Here is a 20,157-nt window from a genome sequence, read left to right on the forward strand (position 1 = left end):
AATGGCGGCTGATACGTTGCCAGCCGCATCATTCTTATTTATTGACTGTTGCGCAGATCCAGCGCCACATCGACGATCATGTCTTCCTGGCCGCCCACCATCCGGCGTTTCCCCAGTTCGACGAGGATGTCGACCGCGCTCAGGCCGTAGCGTGCCGCCGCCACTTCGCAGTGACGCAGGAAGCTGGAGTACACGCCGGCATAGCCCAGCGCGAGGGTTTCGCGATCCACGCGCACCGGGCGGTCCTGTAACGGGCGCACCAGATCGTCGGCGGCGTCCATCAGCGCATACAGATCGGCGCCGTGCTGCCAGCCGAGCTTATCGGCCGCGGCAATAAAGACCTCCAGCGGCGCGTTGCCCGCTCCGGCTCCCATTCCCGCCAGGCTGGCGTCAATGCGGTCACAGCCCTCTTCCACGGCGGCGATCGAGTTCGCCACCCCAAGACTCAGATTGTGATGCGCGTGCATGCCGGTTTCTGTTTCCGGCTTCAGCACCGCTTTCAGGGCGCGGAAGCGATCGCGAATGTCCGTCATGTTCATTGCGCCGCCGGAGTCGACCACATAGATGCAGGTCGCGCCGTAGCCTTCCATCAGCTTCGCCTGCCTGGCCAGATTTTCCGGCGTGGTCATATGGCTCATCATCAGGAAACCGACGGTGTCCATTCCCAGCTCACGGGCAGAGTGAATATGCTGAGCGGAGACGTCCGCCTCGGTGCAGTGGGTCGCCACGCGCACCACCCGCGCCCCAGCCTGATACGCATTTTTCAGGTCATGAATCGTGCCGATCCCCGGCAACAACAGCGTGGCGATTTTGGCATGTTTCACCACCCCCGCCGCCGCTTCAATCCACTGCAAATCGCTGTGCGCGCCAAAGCCGTAGTTGAAGCTGGAGCCTTGCAGGCCGTCGCCGTGGGCGACCTCAATCGAATCCACCCGCGCGTCGTCGAGCGCTTTCGCAATCTGGCGCACGTTTTCCAGTGAATACTGATGACGAATGGCGTGCATGCCGTCGCGCAGGGTCACGTCCGAGATGTAGAGTTTTTTACCGTTCATGCTGCTTCTCCTGCCCGACGCGTCAGCGACTGCGCCATCTTTTCAGCGGTCGCCAGCGCGCTGGAGGTCATAATATCGAGATTGCCCGCATACGCTGGCAGGTAGTGCGCCGCCCCTTCCACTTCCAGATACACCGCGGTTTTCAGCCCACAGAACTGTCCGATGCCCGGCAAATTCACTGGTTTATCCTCAGGAATGACCTCAAACTGCACGCGCTGCTTCAGGCGATAGCCCGGCACGTAAGCCTGCACTGCGGCCGCCATCTCGTTGATGGACGCTTCCACTTCCGCCTGCGAGGCGGCGTCGCTCAGCACATAGACGGTGTCGCGCATCATCAGCGGCGGTTCGGCCGGGTTAAGCACGATAATCGCTTTTCCCTTCGCCGCACCGCCCACCGCCTCAATGGCTTTCGCGGTGGTTTCGGTGAACTCGTCAATGTTTGCCCGCGTTCCCGGTCCGGCGGATTTACTGGCGATCGAGGCGATAATCTCGGCGTAATGCACCCGCGCCACGCGGGAGACCGCCGCCACCATCGGGATGGTCGCCTGCCCGCCGCAGGTGACCATGTTGACGTTCTGCTGGTCGACGTTGGCCGCGAGATTGACCACCGGCACGCAGTACGGGCCAATGGCCGCAGGCGTCAGGTCAATCAGGCGAATGCCCGGCTTCGCTTCGCGCAGGGCGGCGTCGTTTTGGACATGCGCCCCCGCGCTGGTGGCATCGAACACAATATCAATGTCGGCAAATTCCGCCATCGCCATCAGCCCTCTTACCCCGTCGTGGGTGGTGGCGACGCCCATGCGGCGGGCGCGGGCCAGTCCGTCCGATTCAGGGTCGATACCGACCATCACCGCCATCTCCAGATGCTGACCGTGACGCAAAATTTTAATCATCAAATCGGTGCCGATATTGCCGGAACCGATAATGGCAACCTTACACTTACTCATGACTGACTTCCTTCTGTGGTCGCCGCGGAAAACGTGACGGCAACCGAACCAATACCTGCAATATGGGCGGCAAAGGTGTCGCCCGCGTTGACCGCGACCATCGGCCCCAGCGCCCCGGTCAGAATAATGTCGCCGGCGCGCAGCGGCTCGCCGAGGCTGGCCATTTTGCGCGCCAGCCAGACGGCGGCGTTCAGCGGATGCCCCAGGCATTCGCTGCCGCGCCCGCTGGACACCTCTTCGTTATTGCGCGTCATGTTCATGGCGCAGCTTTTCAGATCGACTCCGGCCAGACGCTGCGCCGGGCCGCCGAGCACATACACGCCGCAGGAGGCGTTGTCCGCCACGGTGTCGACAAACTGAATCGACCAGTCGCGGATGCGGCTGCCCACCACTTCCAGCGCGGGCAGCACCCATTCAACGGCGCCAGCCAGTTCATCAAAGGTGGTGTCAACGTGCGGCAGATCCCGGTTAAGCACCAGCGCGATTTCCGCTTCGATGCGCGGTTGCAGCACGCGGGAAAACGGGATGGTCTCGTTGTCGCCGTAGCACATGTCGGCGAACAGGGTGCCGAAGTCCGGCTGACTCACCCCCAGCTGCTGCTGGACTTTCGGGTGCGTCAAGCCGACTTTGCGTCCGACTACCCGGCGCCCCTGCGCCACGGCGTGTTCAACATTGATGCGCTGAATGGCATAGGCGGCTTCCGCACTCTCCACGCCCGGCCATTCACGCACCGGCGCAATGGCTTCGCCCTGCTCTTCTGCACGCCGCAACGCTGCGGCGATTGGTTCAAGGATAGTGTTCGACATAACCGTTCCTTATGGGCGCGCGAGGAAATTGAGCACCAGTTGGTTAAAGGCGTCCGCATGTTCCCACTGCGCCCAGTGGCCGCAGTCGCGATAGATATGCAGTTCGGCGCCGGCAATCCCGGCGAGCAGGCGCAGACCGGCGTCCATCGGCACAAATCGGTCGTTGCGCCCCCAGACAATCAGGGTCCGGGCGGTGATTTCGCTCAGGCGCGGCGAGAAGTCGGGGAATTGCTTCGGGTTCGCCTCCAGACTTTTAATAAAGTTGTCCAGATGATCGCGGCGCGACAGCATATTGTTCAGCCGCGCTTCAAACAGCGCGTCGGTCAGGTCGCGGGGGTCATGGACGAAGATGTTCATCATCTGTTTCAGATTGTCGATGGTCGGCTCGCGGTAAAGCTGATTCAGCCGCTTAATGCCTTCCGTCGGCATTGGCGTGAACAGGCTCATACCGCCGGTTCCCCCGCCCATCAGCACCAGCCTGCCGACGCGCTCCGGCCAGCTCAGGGTGAAGGCGACGGCGCTGTGGCCGCCCATTGAGTTGCCCAGCAGGTGGACGGTCTGAATGTCCAGTTGGTCGACCACGCTTTTCAGAATGCGGGCATTGAGATCGGATCGGGACCCGGTATTGACGATCGAATCGCTCTTGCCCCAGCCCGGGCAGTCGAGCAGGATCACGCGATAGCCCGCTTCCACCAGCGGATCGATATTGCGGCTGAAGTTGGCCCGGCCCGTGGCCCCCGGGCCGGAACCGTGCAGCAGAACGACGGTTTCGTCGCCTGCGCCGCAGTCGTTGTAATGGATGCGTAGCGTTTTACCGGCTTCCTCAACGTTGAGAAAACGGCTGGTCGCGGCTTCGGTTTGCGGTTGATAACTCATGATGTTCTCCTGCCTTTCAGTTCAGTGTTCTGGCGCTCAGCGAGCCAAATCCGGCGATCCACTCCGGGATCGGGCGATAGTAACGACCTTCGCTTCGCCAGGCGCCAAAGGCGGAAATGGCGGCGAAAGCGGCAACCCAGGTTTTGATTTCGTGGGTGGATTTGCCCGCGATCGCGGACAGCTCTTCATTGCTGACGGCATCCAGTTCGGCAATACGCCCCTGTTCGAGCAGCGACATAAACCGGTTGTCCCAGATGGGGTTCAGCGGGTGCAGCGTTTTCTGATCTGCAACAAACTTCTCGGCGGCGCCGATCACCCGCTGCTGACGCAGCTCACGCTCCCCGGCAGGCAACTGTTTGCCACTGCCCAGCAGGCGATCGCGCATATGGGCGTCGGCTTTCGCCAGCTCCGGCACCGGCGGCTGGTGCGACAACCCGCCGGACCCTAAAAACAGCACCCGCTTATTAAGCGTGCTGGTGAAACGACCAATCGCTTCCCCCAGCATCCGGGTACGCTGAAAGCCCGGCAACGGCGCGGCGACGCCGTTGATAAACACCGGCAGCACCGGCACGTTGTTCAGCCCGCCGAGCAAAAACTCCAGCGGCTGGGCAAAGCCGTGATCGACCTGCATGCAATACGAGACGGCGAGATCGATGCCGTTTTTCATCACCGCGTGGGCGCAGGCTTCGGCCAGTTCAGTCGGTACCGGCAGTTCCCCCGCCGCGCTGCCAAAATCGCCAATCGCCGTCGCGCCGACGCCTAAACAAAACGGCGGCATGACGTCATAGAAAAACCCGTTGTAATGATCCGGAGCGAACAGCACCACCAGTTCGGGATCAAACGCGGCGATCCGCGCGCGGGCACTGGCGATAACGCCGTTGACCTCGTCCAGCACGGCCTGCGCCGGGTCGACATAGCCCACCAGCGGCGAGTGGGAAAGACAGTGAAGATAAGCGTGCATATCAGGCCACCTTTTCGACAGGAAGATTGGCATCCGCGCGGGTCAGCGTCATCACTGACGCCAGGGTGTTGAGCGTGGCGCCGAGGGTTTGAGGAATGGCGACGGCGGCGACAAAGCGGTCCGGGCGCATCACCACCAGCGAGACGTTATGCCGTGCGAACCACTCGCGCAGACGCCCCTGCGCGTCGCCGATACGGATCACCCCGTCATGGCGGTCCTGCGGGGTGCCAATCTGCACCTCCGGCACCACCTGAATAAAGCGCGTGCCGGTGGCGCGCCACTGCCGAATCTGCGCTTCGCTCATCCCCCACAGCGGGTTACAGCCCCAGCCGATCACCGCGAAGTTCGCGCCGATGACGTTATCCAGCAGCGTCACCTCTCCCGTCTCCAGCGTGATCTTCGGCTGAATAAACATCTTGCCGACGGGGGACGTTGCGGCCTCGCCTTCGCGCACCAGCGCGCCGTCGTGATACTGCGGCATCGGCTTGAAGCGCATTTCGAGGAAGTAGCGTTTCACCGGCGGCAGGTAGTTCAGCAGCCAGGAGGCGCCGTCACGCACCGCGCCATGCCAGCGCTTCGGCGGCGCCAGCACGTTGCCGGCGGTCACTGAGAGGTCAATCATCGCTTTTGCGTGATCGCGGCGTTCCTGCTGGTAGGTATCGAGCAGCGCGTCACTCGCTTTGCCGTCGATCACCAGCGCCAGCTTCCAGGCGAGGTTAAAGGCGTCGCGCATGCCGCTGTTATAGCCCTGCCCCTGCCAGACCGGCATGATGTGCGCCGCGTCGCCGGCCAGCAGCACGCGATCGACGCGGAAGCGATCGGCAAGACGGGCGTTATGGGTGTAGACGCGCTGACGGATCAGCTCGACGTTGTCCGGGTTCGGCAGCACCTTGCTTAACAGCTGACGCATGTTTTGCGGCTCGCTGAGCTGCGCCTCGGTCTCCCCTGGCATCACCATAAATTCAAAACGCCGCACCGCGTGGGGTAGTGCGGCGGAAACGTAAGGCCGCACCGGATCGCAGCACAGATAGACATGCGGCGTGCTGAGCGGATCGTTGGCAATATCGACCACAATCCACTGGTTCGGCGCGGTTTTCCCTTCAAACGGCACGTTCAGCGTGCGGCGCACCAGGCTCGCTCCGCCATCGCAAGCCACCAGCCACTGTGCTTTGACCGTTTCCCGTTGCCCCTGCGCCGTTTTCAGGTTGAGCGTCACCTCGCCATCCTGCTGGCTGAAGGCTTCCAGCTCGCGAGAGAACAGACAGCGCACATTGGGAAAGCGCGACAGCCCCTCAAGCAACACCGCATCCACCTGCGGCTGGATAAACGCGTTGCGCCGCGACCAGCCGAACTCATCGGTCATCGGCTGAATATCAGCAAAGCAGCGGCCTTTTGGCGTAAGAAAGCGCATCGCGTGGTGTGGCGTGGTATGTGGCAGCACCTTCTCCACCAGCCCGACGGACTGCATGGTGCGCAGCGCCTCATCGTCAATGCCGATGGCGCGGGGATAGTCGATGAGCTTATCAAGCTTTTCCACCACCAGCACCTCGATGCCCATCTGACCAAGATAGTTGGCCATCATCAGTCCGACCGGCCCCGCACCGGCTATGGCGACCTGAACGGTATGGTTGACGGCGGGTTGAATATCAGGGGTTGTTGACATGTTGTACCTCACGATTCGGACAAAACGGCGGGGCTGAGTCGGTTAGCCGCCGCACCTTTTTGTTAAAAATATGTGAATACTTTTTTATAGTGTTGTCAGTATAAGAAGGGCTTTTTGCGCTACAATCAAAACATGTCAGAACGTGCACCAGGTGCACATCGTTGTTTTAACTATAAATATGTCAATAAACATGAAGAATGATGAGCAGACGGAATACAAAACCGTTCGTGGTTTAACGCGCGGCTTAATGTTATTAAATATGTTAAATAAACTCGATGGCGGGGCCAGCGTCAGCCTGCTGGCGGAGCTGAGCGGCCTGCATCGCACCACGGTGCGCAGGCTGCTGGAGACATTACAGGATGAGGGATACGTCCGGCGCAGCCGGTCTGACGACAGCTTCCGCTTAACCATTAAAGTGCGCCAGTTGAGCGAAGGATTTCGTGACGAACAGTGGATTTCTGCACTGGCGGCGCCGCTGCTGGGCGATCTCCTGCGCGAAGTGGTCTGGCCGACCGACGTGTCGACGCTGGACGTTGACGCGATGGTGGTACGGGAAACCACCCACCGCTTTAGCCGGCTGTCGTTTCACCGCGCGATGGTCGGGCGGCGCCTACCGCTGCTGAAAACCGCTTCTGGCCTGACCTGGCTGGCGTTTTGCCCGGAAAACGAGCGTCAGGCGCTGATAGCGATGCTGGCGGCGCGTCCGGGCGAGGAGTACCAACTGGCCCGCGACCCCCGCAGGCTGGACGCCGTTCTTGCACGCACCCGCCAGGCGGGCTACGGGCAAAATCATCGCGGCTGGGATGAAGAGGAGAAAATCGCCTCTATCGCCGTACCGCTGCGCAGCGAGCAGCGGGTGATTGGCTGTCTGAACCTGGTGTATATGGCCAGCGCGATGAGTATTGAGCAGGCGGCAGAGCGGCATCTTGCGGCGTTACAACAGGTGGCGCGACAAATTGAGGAAGCCGTAGAGTCGCAGGCGATTCTGGTGGCCGGACGGTGAAACGGGTCACATTTTTACCTCGACCCTGCGCCTGTTGACCGGAACGCGCGCGCGCTCATCCAGTAGGTCATCTGGCCCAATCTCATCGCTATTCGCCCATTTGCCCACATTTTTTCCTCGCGCCCTCTATTACGCTGTCTCCACTGACCCTCACGTGGAGTACCGATGATGAACATTACGCAAATTCGCAACGCCACCCAGTTGATTACGTTTGGCGGCAAAACATTTCTCATTGACCCGATGCTGGCGCCGAAAGGCGCGTGGCCGGGCTTTCCCGGCACCGCCCGCGCCGATATTCGCAACCCCACCGTGGAGCTTCCCTGCGATATCGACACGCTGTTACAGGCCGACGTGCTGATCGTCACCCATCTGCATGAAGACCATTGGGACGACGCCGCATCCGCATGCGTGCCGAAGGATAAGCCGATTTATGTGCAAAACGAGCAGGATGCGCAGACGCTGCGCGAACAGGGTTTTACCGCGCTGACGGTGCTGACGGAAGAGACCATTCTCGGGGAGATCACGCTGCGTAAAACCGGCGGCCAGCACGGCTCCGATCGTCTGTATGCCGTTCCCGAAATGGCGGCCCGGCTGGGCGAAGCCTGCGGGCTCATCTTGACCCATCCGCAGGAAAAAACGCTGTATCTGGTGGGCGATACCGTCTGGCGCGACGAGGTCGAAGCCAACATGATCCGCTATCAGCCTGATGTGGTGGTATTGAACGCCGGTTTCGCGCACGTCATCGGTTTTGGCCCGATCATCATGGGCGCGGAAGATGTGCTGAAAACCCATTTCACCCTACCGGACGCGCAGATCGTGGCAACGCATATGGAAGCCATCAATCACTGTCTGTTAACGCGCGCGGCGCTCAAAGACTACGCACGCGACAACCAGATTGCAGAATATGTGCATGTGCCGGAAGATGGGGAAACCCTGACGTTTTAACCGCCATCGAGGAGAACTATGCGCCCCGTTACCGTCGCCATTGTCGCCGTGGACGATTTCAGCCCATTTCACTTTTCTGTGCCCTGCATTCTGTTCGGGGAAAAGGTGGCAACGCAGAAGCGCTTTACGGTGAAGATCTGCGCCGAAACGCCGGGTACGGTCAACTCGCAGGACGGGTTTTCGTTGCACGCCGCCTACGGTTATGAGGCGCTCATCGACGCGGATATTGTGATGATCCCCTACTGGGGCGCCACCGCCCAGCGTCCTCCCCAGATGCTACTGGATACGCTGGTGCAGGCCCGGCAAAACGGCGCGCAAATTGTTGGCCTTTGTCTGGGGGCATTTGTTCTGGGCTATGCAGGCCTTCTGGACGGCAAACGCGCCGCCACGCACTGGGAATTTGAGCAGGATTTTCAAGCGCGTTTTCCGGCGGTGACACTTGATATCAATGCCTTGTATGTTGATGACGACGGGATCATCACCTCTGCGGGCACGGCGGCGGCTCTCGACTGCTGCCTGTATGTGATTCGCCAGCGCTTTGGCAGCGTAGTGGCGAACCAAATCGCCCGGCGGATGATTGTTCCGCCACACCGTGAAGGCGGCCAGGCGCAATTTATCGCCCAGCCGGTGCCCAAAACCACGCGCGATGCGCGCATTAACGGACTGCTGGACTATTTGCGCCAGACAATCCGCGACCCCCATGACCTTGATTCGCTCGCCAGTCGGGTCATGATGAGTCGTCGCACGCTCACCCGTCATTTTATGAAGGCGACAGGGTGTAGCGTCGCCGAATGGCTGATCCGTGAACGCCTGCGCCTCAGCCAGACGCTGCTGGAATCCAGCCAATTGCCCATCGAGCGCATCGCCAGTGAAGTGGGTTTTCAGTCTGCTGTGACCTGGCGTCAGCATTTTAAATCCCACTTCGGCGTCAGCCCGGCTGAATGGCGAAAAACCTTTCGCGGTATGGCATGATAGCGCGCGGAAAACGTGGAAATCAGGGTGATGAATGTGAAACCGGTAACGCTTTACGATGTGGCAGACTATGCTGGCGTCTCTTATCAGACCGTCTCGCGGGTGGTGAATCAGGCCAGTCACGTCTCGGCGAGAACCCGCGAAAAAGTGGAAGCCGCCATGGCGGAGCTGAACTACATTCCTAACCGTGTCGCCCAACAGTTAGCCGGCAAACAGACGCAGCTGATTGGCGTTGCCACCGCCAATCTGGCGCTGCACGCACCGTCGCAGATTGTCGCCGCCATTAAATCCCGCGCCGACCAGTCCGGGGCCAGCGTGGTAATTTCCATGGTAGAGCGCAGCGGCGTCGACGCCTGTAAAGCGGCAGTGCATAACCTGCTTGCGCAGCGGGTAAGTGGGCTTATCATCAACTATCCCCTCGACGAAGACGACGCCATTGCCGTTGCCGCCGCCTGTGGCAACGTGCCGGTACTGTTCCTTGACGTTTCGGACCAGTCGCCCATCAACAGCATTATTTTTTCCCACGACGACGGCGCGCGCCTCGGCGTGGAGCACCTGGTTCAGCACGGCCACCAGCGCATCGCCCTGCTGGCCGGACCGCAAACGTCGGTTTCCGCGCGCCTGCGTCTGGCGGGCTGGCATAAGCACCTCGCGCGTTATCAACTCCAGCCGGTGGCGCAGCAGGAGGGCGACTGGAGCGCGATGTCCGGTTATCTTCAGACCCAACGGATGCTTAACGCGGGGACGATCCCCGGCGCGATGCTGGTCGCCAACGACCAGATGGCGTTAGGCGCAATGCGCGCCATAAGCGAGTTTGGTCTGCGCGTGGCGACCGATATTTCCGTAATCGGCTATGACGATACCGAAGACAGCGCCTGCTACATTCCCCCCCTTACGACCATCAGGCAGGATTTCGCGCTGCTTGGACAAACCAGCGTCGACCGCCTGATCCAGCTTTCTCGCGGGGCATCAACCGGGGGCAATCAGTTGCTGCCGGTCACGTTGGTGGAGCGCAAAACCGTGCAGCCACCTGGGACACAGGCCGCCTCTCCACAAGCGCTGGCCGACTCGCTCATGCAGTTGGCGCGTCAGGTCGCCCTGTTAACACGCTAAATCCTGCACACGAAAATGTGTGAGACAGTTCACTCATTAGCCTCATCAGACTTTACAGTTTTCTGGCTCTGCCCGTATGTTGTCTAAAATTGTGAGCGAATAACAATTCACGACAGGACATAGCCATGACATTGACCACGGATTCACTCGCCGCCGTACTGGCGCGCCGCGACTGGGAAAATCCCGGCGTAACCCAGCTTAACCGTCTGGAAGCCCACCCGCCATTTTCCAGCTGGCGCAGCGCCGAAGACGCCCGGGATAATACCCTTTCTCCCCAATTGCGCAGCCTCAACGGCGACTGGAAATTTGCCTGGTTCGCCTCGCCGGAGGCGGTGCCGGACAGCTGGCGGCTAAACGATCCGGAAAATGCCGACACTATCTCCGTACCGTCAAACTGGCAAATGTACGGCTACGACGCACCGATTTATACCAACGTCACCTACCCAATTCCGGTCAATCCGCCCTACGTACCCGCAGAGAACGCCACAGGATGTTACTCGCTCACATTCGATATTGACGAGGCAGCACTCCACGACAGCCAGACGCGGATCATTTTCGACGGCGTCAATTCGGCCTTTCATCTCTGGTGCAACGGACGCTGGGTCGGCTACGGCCAGGACAGCCGTCTGCCTTCGGAGTTCGATCTCAGCGATTTTCTGCGCGGCGGCGAGAACCGTCTGGCGGTGATGGTGCTGCGCTGGAGCGACGGCACATACCTGGAAGATCAGGACATGTGGCGCATGAGCGGTATCTTCCGCGACGTCAGCCTGCTAACCAAGCCCGCTACGCAAATCAGCGATCTGCGGATTTCCACCCGCTTTAATGATGATTTCAGCCGCGCCGAACTGGCCGCCGAAATCAGAATGCACGGTGAACTGCGCGACGATCTGCGCGTCACCGTGCAGTTGTGGGATGGCGACGTCCTGGTCGGTGAACGGACGGCCCCCTTTGGCGGCGAAATTGTTGACGAGCGCGGCGCGTATCATGACCGCGCCACCCTGCGCCTGAAAGTCGATAACCCGTCGCTGTGGAGCGCCGAAACGCCGCATCTGTACCGCGCGGTTGCGCAGTTGCATACCGCTGACGGCGAACTGATTGAAGCCGAAGCCTGTGACGTCGGCTTTCGCCAGATCAGCATTGAAAACGGCCTGCTGTTGCTGAACGGCAAGCCGCTGCTGATTCGCGGTACGAATCGCCACGAACATCACCCGAAGCACGGTCAGGTAATGGACGAAGCGACGATGGTGCAGGACATCATCCTGATGAAGCAGAACAATTTTAACGCCGTGCGCTGCTCCCATTACCCAAACCACCCGCTGTGGTACACGCTGTGCGACCGTTATGGGCTGTACGTCGTGGATGAGGCCAACATCGAAACCCACGGCATGGTGCCGATGAACCGTCTGACCGATGACCCAACCTGGCTTCCCGCCATGAGCCAGCGGGTGACGCGCATGGTACAACGCGACCGCAATCACCCGAGCATTATTATCTGGTCGCTGGGCAATGAGTCCGGGCATGGCGTCAACCACGACGCGCTGTACCGCTGGTTGAAATCGGAAGATCCGTCGCGCCCGGTGCAATATGAGGGCGGCGGCGCAGACAGCGCGGCGACGGATATTATCTGTCCGATGTATGCCCGCGTCGATCAGGATCAGCCGTTCCCGGCGGTGCCGAAATGGTCAATCAAAAAATGGCTGTCAATGCCGGGCGAGCAGCGTCCGCTGATCCTCTGCGAATACGCGCACGCAATGGGCAACAGCCTCGGCGGTTTCGCCAAATACTGGCAGGCGTTTCGGCAGTATCCGCGCCTGCAGGGGGGCTTTGTCTGGGACTGGGTCGATCAGTCGCTGATTAAATATGATGTTGAAGGTAACCCATGGTCAGCCTACGGCGGCGACTTTGGCGACACGCCGAATGACCGCCAGTTCTGCATGGACGGTCTGGTGTTTGCCGACCGTACGCCGCATCCGTCGCTATACGAAGCCAAACACGCGCAGCAGTTTTTCCAGTTTACCCTGCTGCCCGGCGCGGAACGTAACATCGAGGTGACCAGCGAATATCTGTTCCGCCATAGCGACAATGAGATCCTGCACTGGTCCCTTGCCCTGGACGGTAATCCCATTGCAGCGGGGAACGTCGTGCTGGACATCGCCCCGCAGGGACGCCAGGTCATTACCCTTCCCGACGTTGCTGTCCCCGATGCAGCAGGCCAGCTATGGCTGACGGTGCGCGTTGAGCAGCCGCAGGCCACCGCGTGGGCGCCAGCCGGACATATCAGCGCCTGGCAGCAGTGGCCGCTGGCGGAAAAACTGAGCGTGGCGATCTCCCCGTCTGTCGGTTGTGCGCCACGGCTTGAGGCGGGAGAGACGCATTATCTGGTCACGGTGAATCAACAACGCTGGCAGTTCTGCCGCCAGCAGGGTGTATTGACGCAGTACTGGATCGGCGAGGACGCGCAGCTGCTGACCCCGCTTCGCGACCAGTTTACCCGCGCGCCGCTTGATAACGATATCGGCGTCAGCGAAGCCACGCGTATTGACCCGAACGCCTGGGTTGAACGCTGGAAAGCCGCCGGGCATTACCGCGCAGAAGCGATGCTGTTGCAGTGCGAAGCACAGACGCTCACCGACGCGGTGATCATCACTACCGCCCACGCCTGGCAGACCCAGGGGGAAACGCTGTTTATCAGCCGTAAAACCTGGCGCATTGACGGAGATGGCGAACTGACGATCACGGTGGATGTGGATGTCGCCCACGGCACGCCACACCCGGCGCGCATCGGACTGACCTGCCAACTGGCCCAGGTGGCGGATCGCGTGAACTGGCTGGGATTAGGTCCGCATGAAAACTACCCGGACCGCCTCTCTGCCGCCTGCTTTGATCGCTGGGACCTGTCGCTCGACGACATGTATACGCCGTACGTTTTTCCGAGCGAAAACGGGCTGCGCTGCCACACCCGCGAACTGCGCTATGGCGCCCACTGCTGGCGCGGCGACTTCCAGTTCAATATCAGCCGCTACAGCCAGCAACAACTGATGAAGACCAGCCATCGCCATCTGTTGCAGGAAGAGGCCGGTACATGGCTGAACCTTGACGGCTTCCACATGGGCGTGGGCGGCGACGACTCCTGGAGCCCGTCGGTGTCGCCGGAATACCAGCTCAGCGCAGGTCGCTATCACTACCAGATCGTCTGGTGCCTGAAATAACAAAAAACGGGCAGGTTAACGCCTGCCCGATATTCGCATAAGGACGTTCACATGCATTATTTGAAAAATACTAACTTCTGGATGTTCGGCTTTTTCTTCTTCTTTTATTTTTTCATTATGGGTGCTTACTTCCCCTTTTTCCCGATCTGGTTACATGATATCAACCATATCAGCAAAGGCGATACCGGTATTATCTTCGCCTGCATCTCGCTATTTTCACTCTTGTTCCAACCCATTTTCGGCCTGCTCTCTGACAAGCTCGGTCTGCGCAAGCATCTGTTGTGGGTCATTACCGGTATGCTGGTGATGTTCGCGCCGTTCTTTATTTACGTTTTCGGCCCGCTATTGCAGGTCAATATTTTGCTCGGTTCGATTGTCGGCGGGATCTATCTGGGGTTTATTTATAACGCTGGCGCGCCCGCCATTGAGGCCTACATAGAAAAAGCCAGTCGCCGCAGTCATTTTGAATTTGGCCGCGCGCGGATGTTCGGTTGCGTCGGCTGGGCGCTGTGCGCGTCGATTGCCGGCATTATGTTTACCATTAATAACCAGTTTGTCTTCTGGCTGGGCTCCGGCTGCGCGGTGATCCTGGCATTGCTGCTGTTCTTCTCGAAAACGGAAGCGCCTTCATCGGCAAAAGTGGCCGATGCGGTTGGCGCGAATCACTCGGCATTTAGCCTGAAACTGGCGCTGGAATTATTTAAACAACCGAAGCTGTGGTTTCTGTCGCTGTATGTTGTCGGCGTGTCCTGTACCTACGATGTGTTTGACCAGCAGTTCGCTAACTTCTTTACCTCATTCTTTGCCACTGGCGAACAGGGTACCCGCGTGTTTGGCTACGTTACCACCATGGGTGAACTGCTGAACGCCAGTATTATGTTCTTTGCGCCACTGATCGTGAACCGCATTGGCGGAAAAAACGCCCTGCTGCTGGCGGGCGCGATTATGTCAGTGCGGATCATCGGCTCGTCGTTTGCCTCTTCGGCGCTGGAAGTGGTGATCCTGAAAACCTTGCATATGTTTGAGATACCGTTCCTGATTGTCGGTTGTTTTAAATACATCACCAGTCAGTTTGAGGTACGCTTCTCTGCCACGATTTACCTGGTGTGCTTCTGCTTCTTTAAGCAACTGGCGATGATTTTCATGTCGGTTTTCGCCGGCAATATGTATGAAAGCATCGGTTTTCAGGGAGCATATCTGGTGCTCGGACTGATCGCGCTGAGCTTTACGTTGATTTCGGTATTTACCTTAAGTGGGCCGGGGCCGTTTACCCGCCATGTCAAACCTGTCTGTAAACAAGCATAAACCCCACCACAAGGATGAAATTTCACACATGACTATGCCAATGAGAGAAAGAATAAAAGCAGGCCAACTGTTTACAGATATGTGCGAAGGTTTGCCGGAAGAGAGATTGCGCGGAAAGGAATTGATGTATGAGTATAACCATTCGCGTCCGTCAGAAGTTGAAAAAAGGAAAAGCTTGATTAAATCCATGTTTGGCTCAACGGGAGAAAATGCATGGATAGAGCCGCCCATTTATTTTTCCTACGGTACCAACATCCATATCGGTGACAACTTTTATGCTAATTTCAATTTTACCATCGTAGACGACTATACCGTCACGATTGGCGATAACGTTCTGATTGCGCCAAATGTTACCCTCTCCGTGACCGGGCATCCTGTTCATCATGAATTGAGGCAAGCGGGAGAGATGTATTCCTTTCCGATCACAATTGGCAATAACGTCTGGATCGGCAGTAACGTGGTTATCAATCCAGGTATCACGATAGGAAATAACACCGTGATTGGCGCAGGTAGCGTGGTCACAAAAGACATTCCTTCAAATGTCGTTGCCGCGGGCGTTCCCTGTCGGGTTATCCGTGAAATAAACGACAGAGATAAAGAATATTATTATAAAGACCGCAAAGTAGAGCGTTCCCTTTGCCACCTGGCATGACGCCGGGCGCTCTACAATAATGCGACCGTAGGCCCGGTCAGCTTGCGCCACCGGGCGCTACCGCTACTCCTCAATGATCTGGCGGATTTGCTGCAACGCGGCGGGATCGTCGAGGGTGGTGAGATCGCCGGGATCGCGACCTTCGCAGATGGCCTGGATCGTCCGGCGCAACATCTTGCCGGAGCGCGTTTTCGGCAACTGCGAGACAAACCAGACGTGAGCGGGACGGCCAAAATTGCCAATCTGGCTGTCCACCAGCGCCATAATCGCTTTTTCTTCCGCCTGCGCCACATCACGATCGTCCAGGCTGTCGCTCTGTTTCGGGATAACAAACGCCACCGCCACCTGCCCTTTCAGCGCGTCTTTTACCCCCACGACCGCCACCTCAGCGACGTTAGGATAGCTGGAAATGCTCTCCTCTATCTCGCGGGTGCCAAGACGGTGGCCGGCAACATTTATCACGTCGTCGGTACGTCCGAGGATAAAGTAATAGCCGTCGGCGTCGCGAATGCCCCAGTCGAAGGTGGCATACACCTGACGGCTGAACAGCGACCAGTAGGTGTTAACAAACCGTTCATCGTCTCCCCAGATAGTCTGGATACAGCCCGGCGGCAGCGGCCCCTCAATCACCACCATCCCCTTTTCGTTCACGCCGCAGGGTTCGCCGGTCACTTCATTGAGTAACTGCACGTTATAACCGTACATCGGTACGCCCGGGCTACCGAGCCGCGACGGTCTGTCGTCAAGCTGACGGGCTAGCGCCATAATCGGCCAGCCGGACTCCGTCTGCCAGTAATTATCGATAACCGGCACCTCCAGCGTCTGGGTGACCCACGCGGCGGTAGGTTCATCCAGCGGTTCTCCGGCCAGATACAGCACCTCCAGCGAGGAGAGATCGTGATTGCGGATCTGGGCGGTTGGAAATTTCTTCAGTACGCGAATGGCGGTCGGCGCGGAAAACATCCGGTTCACCCGGTACTTCTCGACAATTTTCCACCACACCCCGCAGTCCGGGTACGTTGGCAGCCCTTCATAGACAATCGTCGCCATCCCCGCCAGCAGCGGCGCGTAAACGATATAAGAGTGACCGACAACCCAGCCGATATCCGACGCGCAAAAAAAGACGCCGCCCGCTTTGCCGCCAAAAATGGTGTCCATTGAGGTTGCCAGCGCCACCGCGTAGCCGCCGACGTCGCGCTGCACGCCTTTGGGTTTTCCCGTGGTGCCGGACGTGTAAAGAATGCAGGAGGTCTCGTTAGATTCCAGCCACGCTACCGGCACCCGCGCGCCTGCGTGTTGCTGACGCAGGGCGGCATAATCAAGATCGCGTCCGGCCACCCGCGCCATTTTCGCCAGCCCACGGTCCACCAACAACACGTGCTGCGGCTGATGCTGCGCCTGCGCGATGGCGTCGTCGAGCAGCTTTTTATACGGCAGGATCTTTCCTCCGCGCGCCCCGGCATCCGCCGAGACGATCAGTACCGGTCTGGCATCGTCAATTCTCGCCGCCACACTGTGTGAGGCAAAACCGCCGAATACGACCGAATGAATCGCCCCAATGCGTGCGCAGGCCAGCAGCGTCACGTGCGCCTCGGCAATCATCGGCATATACACCAGCACCCGATCGCCGCGCCGGACGCCCAGCGACAGCAGCATCGACGCCACTACGTTCACCTCGTCATACAACTGGCTGAAGGTGTAGGTGCGCTCCTCTTCGGTTTCGGAAGAGACGGCGATCAGCGCCAGCGCGTCCGGCTGTTTGTCCAGCCAGCGGTCGATGGCGTTATAACACAGATTGGTGGTGCCGCCGCAGAACCAGCGGGCAAACGGCGGGCGGCTATGATCCAGCGTCCGGGTAAACGGCGTCTGCCAGTCGATGCGCTTTGCCTGCTCTGCCCAGAACAATTCCGGTTGCGTAATCGAACGCTGATAGAATTCGCGAAAAGACATGAGGCTCTCCTGTTGAACTTATGCCCTATTGCTATCTGTTTCAGATAACGAACAAGTCGAGGTACTCGTTAACCGGCATCTGCTCCAGACGGGTTCGGTCCAGGGAGGCTTCCAGAATGCGCTGCTGCTGACGGGCCGGGAACTGACGCGCCAGGTTGATTTTGAATTTTTCGATAAGCTTTGGAATGCCGTCGGCGCGACGGCGGGCGTGGCCGATAGGGTAATCCACCACCACTTCATCAAACGCCGTACCGTCGGTGAACGCCACGGTGATGGCATTGGCGATGGCGCGTTTTTCCGGATCGTGATAGTCGGCGGTAAACTGCGGGTCTTCAAAACAGCTTATCTTCTCACGCAGAGCGTCGATGCGTTTATCCTGCGCCACGCCATCTTCATAATCCGCCGCCGTTAAACGTCCGAACAGCAGTGGGATGGCAACCATGTACTGAATGCAGTGGTCGCGATCCGCCGGGTTATTCAGCGGGCCTTTCTTGTCGATGATGCGAATGCAGGCTTCGTGAGTGCGAATGGTCACCTTCTCAATATCCGCCGCAGTTTTACCCGCCGCCTGCATCTGCGCATGCAGGGTCATCGCCGCTTCTACCGCGGTCTGCGAATGGAACTCCGCCGGGAAGGAGATTTTAAACAGCACATTTTCCATCACGTAAGAGCCATAGGGGCGCTGGAAGCGGAATGTTTCGCCTTTGAACGAGACGTCGTAGAACCCCCAGGTTTTCGCCGTCAGCGCTGACGGATACCCCATCTCGCCGGTTTTTGCCATCAGCGCCAGGCGTACCGCGCGGGAAGTGGCGTCGCCTGCCGCCCAGGACTTCCGCGTGCCGGTGTTCGGCGCATGGCGATAAGTTCGCAGCGACTGGCCGTCGACCCACGCCAGCGATACCGCGTTCAGGATCTCGTCCCGGGTCAGCCCCAGCATTTCCGCCACCACGGCGGTGGACGCCACTTTCACCAGCAGCACGTGATCCAGGCCGACGCGGTTAAAGGCGTTCTCCAGCGCGATGCAGCCCTGAATCTCGTGAGCTTTGATCATCCCGCTCAGCACCTGCTTCATGGTCAGCGGCGCTTTGCCTGCCGCCACCGCGTTACGTGACAGCCAGTCCGCCGTCGCCAGGATGCCGCCGAGGTTATCAGAAGGGTGCCCCCATTCGGCGGCAAGCCAGGTATCGTTAAAGTCGAGCCAGCGGATCATCGCGCCGATGTTAAACGCCGCCTGAACCGGATCGAGCTGAAACTGTGTGCCAGGCACGCGCACGCCGTTTGGCACGAGAGTACCGGGGACAATCGGCCCCATAAGTTTTTTGCACGCCGGATAGTCCAGCGCTTCGAGACCACAGCCGAGCGTATCCAGCAGGCAGTAATGCGCGGTGTCATACGCCACTGTTGAGGTGATGTCATAATTCATCACGTAATCGACGATATCAACGATTTCGCGGTCAAATTCCGGGCGGACGTTTAGTTCTTGTACGGACATAAAAGCGTTCCTGCATGTTAGGGTCAGAGGGAGTGAATCAGCAACGTTGGTCTAACGAGACGAACGGACGATCTTCCGGTCCGGTATAGTTGGCGGAAGGTCGGATAATTTTGTTGTCCTGACGCTGTTCGATGATGTGCGCCGCCCAGCCGGTGACGCGGGCGATAACGAACAGCGGAGTGAACATTTCGGTGGGAACGCCCATCATGTTGTATGACACCGCCGAGAACCAGTCGAGGTTGGGGAACATCTTTTTGGTTTCCCACATCACCGTTTCCAGACGATCGGCGATGTTGTACATCTTCAGCGAGCCGCCTTCTTCAGAAAGCTGCTTCGCCACCTGCTTAATGACCTGATGACGCGGATCGGCCAGGGTATAAACCGGGTGCCCAAAGCCAATCACCACCTCTTTGTTTTCCACACGTTTGCGGATATCGGCTTCCGCTTCGTCCGGCGTTTCGTAGCGCTGCTGGATCTCGAGCGACACTTCGTTTGCTCCGCCGTGCTTCGGCCCGCGCAGTGCGCCTATCGCGCCGATAATGGCCGAATAGACGTCCGACCCGGTGCCCGCAATGACCCGGCTGGTGAAGGTGGAGGCGTTGAATTCGTGCTCGGCGTAAAGCACCAGCGAAATGTGCATCGCTTTTTCCCAGCTTTTTGACGGTTTCTCGCCGTGTAGCAGATGCAAAAAGTGGCCGCCGATGGAGTCGTCGTCGGTTTCTGGCTGGATGCGCTCACCGTTGTGGCTGTAGTGGTACCAGTAGAGAAGTACAGAGCTGAGCGACGCTAACAGCTTGTCGGCGATATCCCGCGCCCCGGAGACGGTGTGGCCCTCTTTTTCTGGCAGGGTGCAGCCCAACGCCGAGACGCCGGTACGCATGACATCCATCGGATGCGACGCGGCGGGCAGCGCTTCCAGTACAGTGCGCACGTTGGCCGGTAATCCCCGCAGCGCTTTCAGTTTGATTTTATACGCGTGAAGCTCGTCGCGGGTCGGTAATTTGCCGTGGATCAGCAGATGGGCGACCTCTTCGAATTCGCAGTGCCGGGCGAGGTCCAGTATGTCGTAACCGCGATAATGAAGATCGTTGCCGCTTTTGCCGACGGTGCACAGCGCGGTATTGCCTGCCGGTACGCCGGACAGCGCAACGGATTTTTTCGGCTTAATGACATGTGTGTTGTTTTGCAGGATCGTCGAGTCTGTCATGTTG

Annotated in this window: 16 protein-coding genes; 7 read left to right on the top strand and 9 right to left on the bottom strand. The window is 59.1% G+C overall.

The features are described from left to right. Positions 1-38: 38 nt before the first annotated feature. The 6 genes from mhpE to JY391_RS16915 are packed head-to-tail and all read right to left on the bottom strand — an operon-like array spanning position 39 to position 6,305. Positions 39-1,052 carry a 4-hydroxy-2-oxovalerate aldolase gene (gene mhpE, locus JY391_RS16890; protein ID WP_211934688.1) on the bottom strand — a complete coding sequence of 338 codons (1,014 nt, stop codon included), beginning with the start codon at positions 1,050-1,052 and terminating at the stop codon, positions 39-41. Continuing rightward, a complete protein-coding gene (gene mhpF / locus JY391_RS16895; RefSeq protein WP_211934689.1) occupies positions 1,049-1,999 on the bottom strand; it encodes an acetaldehyde dehydrogenase in 951 nt (316 codons plus the stop codon). The genes mhpE and mhpF overlap by 4 nt, the downstream gene beginning before the upstream one ends. After that, complete coding sequence (gene mhpD / locus JY391_RS16900; RefSeq protein WP_211934690.1) at positions 1,996-2,805, bottom strand: 2-keto-4-pentenoate hydratase; 810 nt, start codon at positions 2,803-2,805, stop codon at positions 1,996-1,998. Before mhpD ends, mhpF begins: the two co-directional genes overlap by 4 nt. Before the next feature lie 9 nt (positions 2,806-2,814). Then, complete coding sequence (gene mhpC, locus JY391_RS16905) at positions 2,815-3,681, bottom strand: 2-hydroxy-6-oxonona-2,4-dienedioate hydrolase (protein ID WP_211934691.1); 867 nt, start codon at positions 3,679-3,681, stop codon at positions 2,815-2,817. A 16-nt stretch (positions 3,682-3,697) separates the two neighbouring features. Further along, positions 3,698-4,642 (bottom strand): 2,3-dihydroxyphenylpropionate/2,3-dihydroxicinnamic acid 1,2-dioxygenase, encoded by a 945-nt coding sequence (gene mhpB / locus JY391_RS16910; protein WP_211934692.1) that lies wholly within the window; start codon positions 4,640-4,642, stop codon positions 3,698-3,700. 1 nt (position 4,643) lies between these two features. Further along, positions 4,644-6,305: a bifunctional 3-(3-hydroxy-phenyl)propionate/3-hydroxycinnamic acid hydroxylase gene (locus JY391_RS16915; protein WP_211934693.1), complete on the bottom strand. Its 1,662-nt coding sequence runs from the start codon at positions 6,303-6,305 to the stop codon at positions 4,644-4,646. A 190-nt stretch (positions 6,306-6,495) separates the two neighbouring features. Here JY391_RS16915 and JY391_RS16920 point away from each other — a divergent pair, with 190 nt between their 5' ends. The 7 genes from JY391_RS16920 (at position 6,496) to lacA (ending at position 15,504) form a co-directional block, all read left to right on the top strand. Next, positions 6,496-7,308, top strand: coding sequence for a DNA-binding transcriptional regulator (locus tag JY391_RS16920; RefSeq protein WP_211934694.1), 813 nt, complete (start codon positions 6,496-6,498; stop codon positions 7,306-7,308). Between the two features lie 168 nt (positions 7,309-7,476). Continuing rightward, positions 7,477-8,253, top strand: coding sequence for an MBL fold metallo-hydrolase (locus JY391_RS16925; protein WP_211935815.1), 777 nt, complete (start codon positions 7,477-7,479; stop codon positions 8,251-8,253). An 18-nt stretch (positions 8,254-8,271) separates the two neighbouring features. Beyond that, positions 8,272-9,225, top strand: a complete 954-nt coding sequence (locus tag JY391_RS16930; RefSeq protein ID WP_211934695.1) for a GlxA family transcriptional regulator — start codon at positions 8,272-8,274, stop codon at positions 9,223-9,225. 27 nt (positions 9,226-9,252) lie between these two features. Beyond that, a complete protein-coding gene (locus JY391_RS16935) occupies positions 9,253-10,338 on the top strand; it encodes a LacI family DNA-binding transcriptional regulator (protein ID WP_131729027.1) in 1,086 nt (361 codons plus the stop codon). 125 nt (positions 10,339-10,463) lie between these two features. Then, on the top strand, positions 10,464-13,547 hold the full coding sequence (locus JY391_RS16940) for a beta-galactosidase (protein WP_211934696.1): 3,084 nt from the start codon (positions 10,464-10,466) through the stop codon (positions 13,545-13,547). A gap of 51 nt (positions 13,548-13,598) precedes the next feature. After that, positions 13,599-14,852: an MFS transporter gene (locus JY391_RS16945; protein WP_042286109.1), complete on the top strand. Its 1,254-nt coding sequence runs from the start codon at positions 13,599-13,601 to the stop codon at positions 14,850-14,852. A 28-nt stretch (positions 14,853-14,880) separates the two neighbouring features. Next, the gene (gene lacA / locus JY391_RS16950; protein WP_211934697.1) at positions 14,881-15,504 is read left to right on the top strand and encodes a galactoside O-acetyltransferase; all 624 of its coding nucleotides are present in this window, start codon (positions 14,881-14,883) and stop codon (positions 15,502-15,504) included. A 63-nt stretch (positions 15,505-15,567) separates the two neighbouring features. On the opposite strand, the gene prpE is transcribed toward lacA, so the two are convergent. Genes prpE through prpC form a run of 3 tightly spaced genes read right to left on the bottom strand, consistent with a single transcriptional unit; the run spans position 15,568 to position 20,153 of the window. Then, positions 15,568-17,454, bottom strand: a complete 1,887-nt coding sequence (gene prpE / locus JY391_RS16955) for a propionate--CoA ligase (protein WP_211934698.1) — start codon at positions 17,452-17,454, stop codon at positions 15,568-15,570. Positions 17,455-17,494: 40 nt separating this feature from the next. Then, positions 17,495-18,946, bottom strand: coding sequence for a bifunctional 2-methylcitrate dehydratase/aconitate hydratase (locus tag JY391_RS16960; protein WP_042286115.1), 1,452 nt, complete (start codon positions 18,944-18,946; stop codon positions 17,495-17,497). Positions 18,947-18,983: 37 nt separating this feature from the next. Further along, positions 18,984-20,153 carry a bifunctional 2-methylcitrate synthase/citrate synthase gene (prpC, locus tag JY391_RS16965; RefSeq protein WP_042286116.1) on the bottom strand — a complete coding sequence of 390 codons (1,170 nt, stop codon included), beginning with the start codon at positions 20,151-20,153 and terminating at the stop codon, positions 18,984-18,986. Positions 20,154-20,157 lie beyond the last annotated feature (4 nt).

It is taken from the genome of Citrobacter sedlakii, from assembly GCF_018128425.1.
Taxonomy (GTDB): domain Bacteria; phylum Pseudomonadota; class Gammaproteobacteria; order Enterobacterales; family Enterobacteriaceae; genus Citrobacter_A; species Citrobacter_A sedlakii.

What these genes read in the sequence shown, in the direction of transcription:
- mhpE (WP_211934688.1), bottom strand. Translation starts at nt 1,052, where the DNA reads ATGAACGGTAAAAAACTCTACATCTCGGACGTGACCCTGCGCGACGGC.
- lacA (WP_211934697.1), top strand. Translation starts at nt 14,881, where the DNA reads ATGACTATGCCAATGAGAGAAAGAATAAAAGCAGGCCAACTGTTTACA.
- mhpD (WP_211934690.1), bottom strand. Translation starts at nt 2,805, where the DNA reads ATGTCGAACACTATCCTTGAACCAATCGCCGCAGCGTTGCGGCGTGCA.
- JY391_RS16915 (WP_211934693.1), bottom strand. Translation starts at nt 6,305, where the DNA reads ATGTCAACAACCCCTGATATTCAACCCGCCGTCAACCATACCGTTCAG.
- mhpC (WP_211934691.1), bottom strand. Translation starts at nt 3,681, where the DNA reads ATGAGTTATCAACCGCAAACCGAAGCCGCGACCAGCCGTTTTCTCAAC.
- JY391_RS16940 (WP_211934696.1), top strand. Translation starts at nt 10,464, where the DNA reads ATGACATTGACCACGGATTCACTCGCCGCCGTACTGGCGCGCCGCGAC.
- mhpB (WP_211934692.1), bottom strand. Translation starts at nt 4,642, where the DNA reads ATGCACGCTTATCTTCACTGTCTTTCCCACTCGCCGCTGGTGGGCTAT.
- JY391_RS16945 (WP_042286109.1), top strand. Translation starts at nt 13,599, where the DNA reads ATGCATTATTTGAAAAATACTAACTTCTGGATGTTCGGCTTTTTCTTC.
- mhpF (WP_211934689.1), bottom strand. Translation starts at nt 1,999, where the DNA reads ATGAGTAAGTGTAAGGTTGCCATTATCGGTTCCGGCAATATCGGCACC.
- JY391_RS16920 (WP_211934694.1), top strand. Translation starts at nt 6,496, where the DNA reads ATGAAGAATGATGAGCAGACGGAATACAAAACCGTTCGTGGTTTAACG.
- prpE (WP_211934698.1), bottom strand. Translation starts at nt 17,454, where the DNA reads ATGTCTTTTCGCGAATTCTATCAGCGTTCGATTACGCAACCGGAATTG.
- JY391_RS16960 (WP_042286115.1), bottom strand. Translation starts at nt 18,946, where the DNA reads ATGTCCGTACAAGAACTAAACGTCCGCCCGGAATTTGACCGCGAAATC.
- prpC (WP_042286116.1), bottom strand. Translation starts at nt 20,153, where the DNA reads ATGACAGACTCGACGATCCTGCAAAACAACACACATGTCATTAAGCCG.
- JY391_RS16925 (WP_211935815.1), top strand. Translation starts at nt 7,477, where the DNA reads ATGAACATTACGCAAATTCGCAACGCCACCCAGTTGATTACGTTTGGC.
- JY391_RS16930 (WP_211934695.1), top strand. Translation starts at nt 8,272, where the DNA reads ATGCGCCCCGTTACCGTCGCCATTGTCGCCGTGGACGATTTCAGCCCA.